The sequence below is a fragment of the Streptomyces sp. CRN 30 genome (assembly GCF_034105845.1).
The window spans coordinates 1-10,497 of the sequence record NZ_JAVRHI010000572.1 but is presented as its reverse complement, the minus strand read 5'-3'; the positions used below and the strand labels follow the sequence as shown (position 1 = coordinate 10,497).

General features: G+C 72.8%; 9 protein-coding genes and 1 pseudogene. 8 read left to right on the top strand and 2 right to left on the bottom strand.

The window, feature by feature from the left end; translation table 11 throughout:
• On the bottom strand, positions 1-982 hold a 982-nt coding region (locus tag UW392_RS66560; RefSeq protein ID WP_320785182.1), incomplete at its 3' end, for a PucR family transcriptional regulator ligand-binding domain-containing protein.
• A gap of 321 nt (positions 983-1,303) precedes the next feature.
• On the opposite strand from UW392_RS66560, the gene UW392_RS66555 reads away from it, so the two are divergent.
• The 4 genes from UW392_RS66555 (at position 1,304) to UW392_RS66540 (ending at position 6,357) form a co-directional block, all read left to right on the top strand.
• Positions 1,304-2,194: an FAD binding domain-containing protein gene (locus UW392_RS66555; protein WP_320785181.1), complete on the top strand. Its 891-nt coding sequence runs from the start codon at positions 1,304-1,306 to the stop codon at positions 2,192-2,194.
• Positions 2,194-2,733, top strand: coding sequence for a (2Fe-2S)-binding protein (locus tag UW392_RS66550; protein WP_320785180.1), 540 nt, complete (start codon positions 2,194-2,196; stop codon positions 2,731-2,733). Before UW392_RS66555 ends, UW392_RS66550 begins: the two co-directional genes overlap by 1 nt.
• Position 2,734: 1 nt before the next feature.
• Complete coding sequence (locus UW392_RS66545) at positions 2,735-5,116, top strand: xanthine dehydrogenase family protein molybdopterin-binding subunit (RefSeq protein ID WP_320785179.1); 2,382 nt, start codon at positions 2,735-2,737, stop codon at positions 5,114-5,116.
• A gap of 86 nt (positions 5,117-5,202) precedes the next feature.
• Positions 5,203-6,357, top strand: coding sequence for an XdhC family protein (locus tag UW392_RS66540; protein WP_320785178.1), 1,155 nt, complete (start codon positions 5,203-5,205; stop codon positions 6,355-6,357).
• Between the two features lie 205 nt (positions 6,358-6,562).
• Here the strand turns inward: UW392_RS66540 and UW392_RS66535 are convergent, their stop codons facing one another.
• Entirely contained in the window at positions 6,563-7,018 is a 456-nt protein-coding gene (locus UW392_RS66535) for an SRPBCC family protein (protein ID WP_320785177.1), read from the bottom strand.
• Positions 7,019-7,167: 149 nt separating this feature from the next.
• On the opposite strand from UW392_RS66535, the gene UW392_RS66530 reads away from it, so the two are divergent.
• The 4 genes and pseudogenes from UW392_RS66530 to UW392_RS66515 form a co-directional block, all read left to right on the top strand.
• Positions 7,168-8,469: an ABC transporter substrate-binding protein gene (locus UW392_RS66530; protein WP_320785176.1), complete on the top strand. Its 1,302-nt coding sequence runs from the start codon at positions 7,168-7,170 to the stop codon at positions 8,467-8,469.
• A complete protein-coding gene (locus UW392_RS66525; RefSeq protein WP_320785175.1) occupies positions 8,469-9,410 on the top strand; it encodes a sugar ABC transporter permease in 942 nt (313 codons plus the stop codon). Before UW392_RS66530 ends, UW392_RS66525 begins: the two co-directional genes overlap by 1 nt.
• 104 nt (positions 9,411-9,514) lie before the next feature.
• Positions 9,515-10,291 carry a carbohydrate ABC transporter permease gene (locus UW392_RS66520; protein ID WP_320785183.1) on the top strand — a complete coding sequence of 259 codons (777 nt, stop codon included), beginning with the start codon at positions 9,515-9,517 and terminating at the stop codon, positions 10,289-10,291.
• 7 nt (positions 10,292-10,298) lie between these two features.
• Positions 10,299-10,497 (top strand): annotated as a pseudogene (locus tag UW392_RS66515) (hypothetical protein); the annotation flags it as partial.

The following is a 10,497-nucleotide window of genomic DNA, read 5'->3' as shown; positions in this document are numbered from 1 at the left end:
CCAGCCCGGGCAGCAGCACCGGCGCGGCCACCCGCAGCCGGGCCGCGACCTCGGCGGGCGCCGCGCCCGTCTGCACCAGCTCCAGCACCTCCTGCGCGAGCCGCCGCCGTACGGTGCGCGCCGCGTCCCGCCGGTCCCGTTCCACCGCGATCAGCTGGGTCACCCCGTGCAGCAGGTCCAGCCGCTCCCCGGCCCAGTCCCCGGCGTCCGCCTCTACCGCGAGCAGCCAGTCCGTGAGCACGCTCTCCCGCACGTCACGGGCGGCGCCCTGCGACCGGCCGCCCGCGGCCGACGCCGTACGCTGCCCCGGGCCGCGTACCGGGAAGAGCGAGTACGTCGTCGTGCCGACCGTCACCCGGTGGGGGCCGCGGCGGCCCGTGCGCGCGGCGGCCAGGTGCTCGGCGGCCAGCCTCGCGGAGACCTCGGCGGGCAGCGCCGCCCCGTCCCCCTTCGGGCTCGCGACGGGCCGCCCGGTGGGGGAGAGCACCCAGGCGCGCAGGTCGAGGTCGGCGCCGAGCAGGTCGAGGACCACGTCCGGGCCGCCGCCCGCCGGCCCCGAGGTCATCATGCGGCGGTGCCGGTCCACCACGGCCGCCAGGTCCCCGGCGCGCTCGCCCGAGACCTGCCGGACGACGTGCTCGGTGATCGTCGCGAAGGCCACCGACTCGTGGACCGCGAACAGCGGCAGCCGGTGCCGGGCGCACGCCTGCACCAGGTCCTCGGGCACGGGCCCCAGCTCGGCCTCGCCCGCGGCGAGCGCGGTGACGCCGGCGGCCACCAGGACCCGTACGAACGGCTCGGTGTCCGTGGCGTCCCGGCGCCAGGCGAGCCCGGTGAGCACCAGTTCGCCGCCCGAGAGGTAGCGGCTGGGGTCCCGCAGGTCCGTGGTCATCACGCCGCGGACGGTGCGGTCCAGCTCGTCCTCGCCCCCGAGCAGCCGCAGGCCCAGCGCGTCGGTGTCCAGCAGTGCGCGCAGCCGCATGTCTCTTCGCCGCCGTTTCTCGTCTTGTCCCGTCCGGACCGTGTGCTGTCCGGTTCTCCGCGTGCTCCGTGTTTCCCGGGGGAAACCGTGGGGTTTCTGAGGCCCTCCGTTCATATGAATCTACAAGACAGCCGCTCCGGCCAGGCAACTCCTTCATTGTTTCGGTGACTGACAGCGGTACGGAACACGTTGTCTACTGGCCCCGTCCGACAACAGAACGGCACCTGACGAGCCGGACCGGCCGCGCACGATCCGGCTGGAAACCGACGCCCCTCCAGACGTCCTCCCGACGTCCTCCCGAGACGGAGATGAGAGCCGGTCATGGACTTCCTACGCCCCGCCAGCTGGGCGGAGGCGCTCGCCGCGAAGGCCGAGCACCCCACCGCCGTGCCGATCGCGGGCGGCACCGACGTGATGGTCGAGATCAACTTCGACCGCCGCCGACCCGCGTACCTCCTCGACCTCAACCGCATCACCGACCTGTACGCGTGGGAGACCGGCGCGGACCGCGTGCGGCTCGGCGCCTCCGTGCCGTACACCCGGATCATGGAGGCCCTCCGGACCGAGCTGCCGGGCCTCGCCCTCGCCGCGCACACGGTCGCCTCCCCGCAGATCCGCAACCGCGGCGGCGTCGGCGGCAACCTGGGCACCGCCTCCCCGGCCGGCGACGCCCACCCCGCCCTGCTCGCCGCGGGCGCCGAGGTCGAGGCCGAGTCGGTGCGCGGCCGCCGGCTCATCCCCATCGACGATTTCTACACCGGCGTGAAGCGCAACGCGCTCGCGCCCGACGAACTGATCCGCGCCGTGCACGTCCACAAGGCGGACGGCCCGCAGCAGTACGCGAAGGTGGGGACCCGCAACGCCATGGTCATCGCCGTGTGCGCGTTCGGCATCGCCCTGCACCCGCGCACCCGGACCGTCCGCACGGGCATCGGCTCCGCCGCGCCCACACCGGTCCGCGCCGAGGCCGCCGAGCACTTCCTGAACGCGGCGCTGGAGGAGGGCGGCTGCTGGGACGGCGGGCGCGTCGTCCCCCCGTCCGTCGCCGAGCGGTTCGCCGGGCTGTGCGCCGCCGCCTGCGACCCGATCGACGACGTCCGCGGCACCGCGGCGTACCGCCGCCACGCGGTCGGCGTCCTCGCCCGCCGCACGCTGATCCGGATCTGGGAGGAGTACCGCGGCACGCGCCGCGGTACGGAGGGAGCCGCCTGATGCGCGTCAACTTCACCGTCAACGGACGCCCGCAGAGGGCCGACGACGTCTGGGAGGGCGAGTCCCTGCTGTACGTGCTGCGCGAGCGCCTCGGCCTGCCCGGCTCCAAGAACGCCTGCGAGCAGGGCGAGTGCGGCTCCTGCACGGTGCGCCTGGACGGGGTGCCGGTCTGCGCGTGCCTGGTCGCGGCGGGCCAGGTGGAGGGCCGCGAGGTGATCACGGTCGAAGGGCTCGCGGACCTCGCCGCGCAGCGGTCCGGAAAGGCTGTGCCCACGGCCGACGGCCCCTGCTCCCAGGCCGGCGAGGGCACCCTGCTGGCCCCCGTCCAGCAGGCGTTCGTCGACGCGGGCGCCGTCCAGTGCGGCTTCTGCACCCCCGGTCTGCTCGTCGCCGCCGACGAACTGCTGGAGCGCCACCCGGACCCGACCGACGAGGACATCCGCGAGGCCCTGTCCGGCAACCTCTGCCGCTGCACGGGCTACGAAAAGATCATGGACGCGGTCCGCCTGGCGGCCGCCCGCCGGTCCGAGGAGGCCTGACATGGGAACGACGGGTCTGCCCACCGATCTCACCCAGGGATCCCGCACCCAGGGCGGCGTGGGCGAGTCCACGCTCCGCCCGGACGGCGTCCTCAAGGTCACCGGCGAGTTCGCGTACTCCTCCGACCTGTGGCACGAGGACATGCTCTGGGGCCAGACCCTGCGCTCCCCGGTCGCCCACGCCGAGATCGTCTCGATCGACACGGGCGAGGCCCTCGCCGTACCGGGCGTGTACGCCGTGCTGACCTACGACGACCTGCCGGCCGAGGTGCGGCACTACGGGCTGGAGATCCGGGACACCCCGGTCCTCGCCCACGGCAAGGTCCGCCACCACGGCGAGCCGGTCGCCATCGTCGCGGCCGACCACCCGGAGACCGCGCGCCGCGCCGCCGCGCGGATCAGGGTGGAGTACCGGGAGCTGCCGGTGATCACGGACGAGGCGTCGGCGACGGCGCCGGACGCGGTACTGGTCCACGAAGGGCGTACGGACCATCACGCGGCTCACGTCCCCCACCCGAACATCGTCCACCGCCAGCCGATCGTCCGCGGCGACGTGGCGGAGGCCCGCCGCCGCGCCGACTTCGTGGTCGAGGGCGAGTACGTCTTCGGCATGCAGGACCAGGCGTTCCTGGGCCCGGAGTCGGGGCTCGCGGTCCCCGCGGAGGACGGCGGGGTCGACCTGTACATCGCCACCCAGTGGCTCCACTCCGACCTGCGCCAGATCGCACCCGTGCTCGGCCTGCCGGAGGACAAGGTCCGCATGACGCTGGCGGGGGTCGGCGGGGCCTTCGGCGGCCGCGAGGACCTGTCCATGCAGATCCACGCCTGCCTGCTGGCGCTCCGTACGGGAAAGCCCGTCAAGATCGTCTACAACCGCTTCGAGTCCTTCTTCGGCCACGTCCACCGCCACCCGGCGAAGCTGCGCTACGAGCACGGGGCGACGCGCGACGGCAGGCTCACCCACGTGCGGGCACGCATCGTGCTGGACGGCGGCGCGTACGCCTCCGCGTCCCCCGCGGTCGTCGGCAACGCCTCGTCCCTCGGCGTCGGCCCGTACGTCGTCGACGCCGTCGACATCGAGGCGGTCGCCCTCTACACCAACAACCCGCCCTGCGGCGCCATGCGCGGCTTCGGCGCGGTCCAGGCCTGCTTCGCGTACGAGGCGCAGATGGACAAGCTGGCGGACGCGGTGGGAATGGACCGGGTGGAGTTCCGCCGGCTCAACGCCATGTCGCAGGGCTCGGTCCTGCCCACCGGCCAGGTCGTCGACTCCCCGGCCCCGGTCGCGGAACTGCTGCGCCGCGTCGAGGCGATGCCCCTGCCGCCCGAGCGCCAGTGGGAGAGCAGCGAGGGCGTGGACGTACGGCAGCTGCCGGGCGGCCTGTCCAACACCACGCACGGCGAGGGCGTCGTCCGCGGGATCGGCTACGCGGTCGGCATCAAGAACGTCGGCTTCTCCGAGGGCTTCGACGACTACTCGACCGCGCGCGTACGGATGGAGGTCGTCGGCGGCGAGGCGGTCGCGACCGTCCACACCGCCATGGCGGAGGTCGGCCAGGGCGGCGTCACCGTCCACGCGCAGATCGCCCGCACGGAACTGGGCGTCGCGCGGGTGACCATCCAGCCGGCCGACACCCGGGTCGGCTCGGCGGGCTCCACGTCCGCCTCCCGCCAGACGTACGTCACCGGCGGCGCGGTCCGCAACGCCTGCGCGCTGGTCCGCGAGCGGGTGCTGGAGCTGGGGCGCCGCAGGTTCGGTCCGGCCCACCCGGCCTGGACGAGCGCCGGACTGCTCCTGCGGGGCGGCAAGATCGTCACCGGCACCGGGGAGGAACTCGCCGACCTGGTGGACGTCCTCGGTGACGAGGTCGTCGAGGTCGAACGGGAGTGGCGGCACCGGCCCACCGAGCCGTTCGACCGGCGCACCGGCCAGGGCGACGGCCATGTGCAGTACAGCTTCGCCGCGCACCGGGCCGTCGTCGAGGTCGACACCGAGCTCGGCCTGGTCAAGGTGGTCGAGCTGGCCTGCGCCCAGGACGTCGGCAAGGCGCTCAACCCGCTCTCCGTGACCGGCCAGATCCAGGGCGGTACCGCGCAGGGCCTGGGCATGGCCGTCATGGAGGAGATCGTCGTCGACCCGGTGACGGCGCAGGTGCGCAACCCCTCCTTCACCGACTACCTCATCCCCACCATCCTCGACACCCCGGCCATCCCGGTCGACCTGCTCGAACTCGCCGACGACCACGCCCCTTACGGACTGCGTGGCGTCGGTGAGGCCCCGACCCTGTCCTCGACCCCGGCCGTCCTCGCGGCGATCCGGAACGCGACAGGGCTGGAACTGAACAGGACACCGGTACGGCCCGAGCACCTGACGGGCACATAGACCGTCACCATGGGTACTCAGCTCTCCGCACAGGCACCGCCCGCCCGCTGCCGACCGTCGTCCGAGGAGACCGAGGAGACCGAGAGATGCTGGACATCGCCGCAGACCTGCACCGATGGGTGTCGGAGGGCCGCGACTTCGCCGTGGCCACGGTGGTGGCCGTCAGCGGCAGCGCGCCCCGGCAGCCCGGCGCCGCGCTCGCGGTGGACACCGGCTCCACGGTGATCGGCTCGGTCTCCGGCGGCTGCGTGGAGGGCGCCGTCTACGACCTGTGCGCCCAGGCGCTCCAGGACGGGCAGCCGGTCCTCGAACACTTCGGCTACAGCGACGAGGACGCCTTCGCGGTCGGCCTCACCTGCGGCGGCGTCATCGACATCCTCGTCACACCGGTACGTGACCAGGACGCCGCCCGTCCCGTCCTGGCCACCGCGCTGGCGGCCGCCGCGCGGGGTGGGGCGGCGGCGCTGGCACGGATCGTCTCCGGGCCGGCGGACCTGCTGGGGCGCGCGCTGCTGGTCCGTCCGGACGGCTCGTACGAGGGCGGCTTCGGCGACCGTCCGGAGCTGGACCGCACGGTGGCGGCCGAGGCGGGCGCCCTTCTGGCCGCCGGCCGCACCGGCACCCTGGAGACCGGCGAGCGGGGCGCACGCTGCGGCACACCGCTCACGGTCCTCGTCGAGTCGTCCGTCCCGCCTCCGCGGATGATCGTCTTCGGTGCGATCGACTTCGCGTCGGCGCTGGTCCGCGTCGGCAAGTTCCTCGGCCACCACGTGACGGTGTGCGACGCCCGCCCGGTGTTCGCGACCGAGGCCCGCTTCCCGGAGGCCGACGAGGTGGTCGTCGAGTGGCCGCACCGCTACCTGGAGGGCGCGGAGGTGGATGCCCGGACGGTGCTGTGCGTGCTGACCCACGACACCAAGTTCGACGTACCGCTGCTCCGGCTCGCGCTGCGGCTCCCGGTGGCGTACGTGGGTGCGATGGGCTCCCGCCGCACCCACCTGGAGCGCGCCGAGCGGCTCCGCGAGGTGGGGGTGACGGAGCGCGAACTGGCCCGGCTCAGGTCACCGATCGGCCTCGACCTCGGAGCCCGTACACCCGAGGAGACGGCGCTGTCGATCGGCGCGGAGATCGTGGCGGCGCGGCACGGGGGGAGCGGGGTGCCGTTGGTGGGGGCGCATACGCCGATCCATCATGAGGGGGTGCCGGCCGGGGTGGAACGGGTGGGGCCGGTGGTGGTCTGAGAGCCGCCGCTACGCCCTGATCACCGCACACACGCACCTGCTGAGCGGTTGGCCGGGGCGGCGTCGAAGTGGACGTCGGCGGGAACCGGCACCCGGATGTCGTCGGTGTTGCGCCAGGACGACCAGATGACCCGGTCGCCTCTCCGACGGGGACGACGTGCCGCGAGGTGAGTACGCGACTTCCGGTGGCTGAACGGTCACGGCCTCATGATCGGGCCGGCCCCAGCAACCGGTCCACCGCCCGCCCGAACACCCACCGGGCCGCCCACTTCAGCGGGCGGTCGAGGAGTGACGGCACGAGGCGGGGCGACAGTTCCTCCCGCCACACCGCCCGTGACCCGCCGGCGCCGTGGGGCTGGACCTCGATCTCCGCCCAGCCCTTGACGAAGCCGCCCCGTTTCTCCAGGCGGCAGTGTGCGGCGCGGTCCGGGGCGGCCGGTGTCGGGGGTTCCCACACGACCACCTCCATGGGGTCGTCGAAGCCGAGCGGGCCGAGGCCCGTGCGGCCCACGAAGGAGGTGCCCGTGTGTGTGGGCGGTGAGGTCAGGACGGTGATGCGGGTCAGCGGGACCACGTCCGCGTGACGTTCCCAGTCCGTGAGGCGGCGCCAGGTCTCGTCGGGGGGCAGGGGGGTGACGCGTGCGAGAGCGAAGAGGGCCACGGGGGGCATCGTAGGCCGTCGGGCGGGCGGCGGGGGTGTTGCGCGGATGTGGTGCACGGGTCTTGTTGCGGCATCTGGATCTTCCCTAGGGTCGTGCTCGGGTGGAAGCGCTTTCTGGTAGGCGCCCCAGCGGAAGAGGTGACTCATCCATGCCCGGAGACAGGACGAGGACGTCCTGGGCGTCCCGCACCGCGGCCGTGACGCTCGCCCTCTGTACGGTGCTCACCGGCTGTACCGGCTCGGGGGACGGGGCGGCCGGCGCGGGCGGCACGGTCGTCCTGCGCTACACATGGTGGGGCAACCAGGACCGGGCGGCGCGGACCGAGGAGGCGATCGGCCTCTTCGAGGAGAGGCATCCGGGGATCGAGGTGCAGACCTCGTTCTCCGGGTACGACGCGTACAAGCAGAAGCTGGCCACCCAGGCCGCCGGCGGCGACGCCCCCGACGTCATGCAGCTCGACTACCGCATGATCGACCAGTACGCGTCCGGCGGGATCCTGCTGGACCTGGCCCGGCCGGAGCCGCAGGCGATCCTGGACACGGGCGAGTTCGACCAGGGACTCCTCGGCACCGGCCGGGTGGACGGGAAGACGTACGCGATCCCGGTGGGGCGCGGCACCGAGACGGTCGTGTACGACACCGAGCAGTGGGAGGACGCCGGGGTCGCACCGCCGCGCGCGGGCTGGACCTGGAGCGAGTGGGCCGACGCCATGCGGCAGTTGGCGGAGAGGACCGGGAAGCCCGGCGGCACCGACCCGGGGCAGAGCGAGGACGCCTTCGAGGTGTGGCTGCGCGGGCAGGGGAAGGCGCTGTACACCGAGGACGGCCGGCTCGGCTTCACCGCCGACGACCTCACCCGCTGGTGGACCTTCACCGACGGGCTGCGGCGCGAGGGTGCCGTCTCGGCCGCCGAGCAGACCACCCAGATGGACGGCACGGTCGAGAACACCCCGCTCGGACGCGGGACCGCGGTGTCCGACTACAACTGGGACGCCCCGTGCAGCGGCTTCCTGCCGCTCGTACCGAGCGGCATCACCCTGGCGCCGACCCCGTCCGGCGAGGACGGCACCCCGGGGCAGTACTTCAAGCCCTCGATGTTCATGGGCGTCGCCGCCGACTCCGAGCACCCGGAGGAGTCCGCGCGGCTCATCGACTTCATGCTGAACGACCCGGAGGCCGCGAAGATCCTCGGCGCCACCCGCGGCATTCCGGTCAACGACGCGATCCGCGAGGACATCGCCGCCGGGCTGGAGGGCTTCGACCGGACGATGTACGACTTCCACGCCTCCCTCGACGGGAAGCTGGATCCGCCGCCCCAGGCGCCCCCGTCCGGCGACAGCGCCCTGCAGACCACCTTCCAGCGCGACTACGACCAGGTGTCGTACGAGCGGATGTCGCCCCGTGAGGCGGCCGAGAACTACGTCACCCAGGCGAAGGCGGAGCTCCGCTGATGACCACCACGCAGACGCCGGCCGCCGTACGGCCCGGGAAGGGCGCGGCACCCGGCAGGCCCCCCAGGCGCCGCCGCGAGGGCGCCGCCTGGGTGTTCCTCTCCCCGTGGGTGCTGGGCGCCGCGCTGCTGACCCTGCTGCCGATGGCCGTCTCGCTCTACCTGTCCTTCACGGACTACGACCTGTTCAACCCGCCGTCCTGGGTGGGCCTGCGCAACTACACGCAGATGTTCACCGAGGACCCCCGCTACTGGCGGTCGGTGGTCGCGACCCTCACGTACGTCGTGATCGCCGTCCCCCTGCAGCTCGCGCTCGCCCTCGTCGTCGCCCTCGCCCTGAAGAACCTGAAGCGCGGCAAGGGCTTCTACCGCTCCGCCTTCTACGCGCCGTCCCTGCTCGGCGCCTCCATGTCCATCGCCCTCGTCTGGCGGGCGATCTTCAACGACGGCGGCACGGTCGACAACCTGTTCGGCACCGGCGGCTGGGTGAACCGGCCCGGCTGGGCGCTGCTCGCGGTCGCGCTGCTGACCGTGTGGCAGTTCGGGGCACCCATGGTCATCTTCCTCGCCGGGCTCCAGCAGATACCCACCGAGCTGTACGAGGCGGCGGCGGTCGACGGGGCGAGCCGGTGGCGGCAGTTCCTCTCCGTCACGGTGCCCATGCTCTCCCCGGTGATCTTCTTCAACCTGGTGCTCCAGACCATCCAGGCCTTCCAGGTGTTCACCCCCGCCTTCGCCGTCAGCGCGGGCAAGGGCGGGCCCGCCGACTCGACGCTCTTCTACACGCTGTACCTGTACGACCGCGGCTTCGTCGCCTCCCACATGGGCTACGCCTCCGCCATGGCCTGGGTGCTGCTCCTCGTCATCGGCGCGGTCACCGCCGTGCTGTTCCGCACCTCGCGCTCCTGGGTCTTCTACGCCTTCGAGGAGAACGACCGTTGACGACGACCGCCGCACCCACCACCACGACCACGACCGCACGCGGGAAGTCCGTCGACCGGCGGCGCCTGGCCCTGCACGTCGGCTGCCTCGCCGCGCTACTCGTCATGCTCTACCCGCTGGCCTGGCTGCTCGCCACCTCGCTGAAGCCCGCCGACGAGGTGATCGCCAGCCTGGACCTGCTGCCCAGCACCCTGGAGTGGTCCAACTACGAGACGGCGCTCGACGGCGTGAACGACGTCTCCGTGGGCCGGTTGCTCAGCAACTCGCTGCTGATCGCGGGTGGCGCGGTGATCGGGAACGTGCTGTCCTGCTCGCTCGCCGCGTACGCCTTCGCCCGGCTGCGGTTCCGGCTGCGCGGGCCGCTCTTCGCGTTCATGATCGCGACGATCATGCTGCCGCACCACGCGGTGCTGATCCCGCAGTACATCATCTTCAACCAGCTCGGCATGGTGAACACCTACTGGCCGCTGATCCTGCCGAAGTTCCTGGCCACGGAGGCGTTCTTCGTCTTCCTCATCGTGCAGTTCATGCGCGGGCTGCCCCGGGAGCTGGAGGAGGCGGCGCTCCTCGACGGCTGCGGACCGTTCCGGGCCTTCCGGTCGGTCGTCCTGCCACTCACCCGGCCCGCCCTGATCACCACGGCGATCTTCACCTTCATCTGGACCTGGAACGACTTCTTCACCCAGCTGATCTACCTCTTCTCGCCGGAGAAGTTCACGCTGACGCTGGCGCTGAGGTCGTTCGTGGACGCCTCCAGCCAGTCCTCGTTCGGGCCGATGTTCGCCATGTCGGTGATCGCGCTGCTGCCGATCGTGCTGTTCTTCCTGGCGTTTCAGCGGTTCCTGGTGGAGGGCATGGCGAGCTCCGGGGTGAAGGGGTGAACGGGTGATGCCGATGGGGACCAGCAGGGAGGCGGGTGAGCTCTTCGGGCCCCGGATCACGCTCTTCGCGGACGTGCTGAGCATCGGGCTGGCCACGGCGGTGGCCTCGCTGCCGCTGGTGACCGCGCCCGCCGCGCTGTCCACGGCGTGCGCGGTGCTGCGCGGCGCCCGGGAGGGCCGGCCGGTCACCGCGGGACGGTACGCGG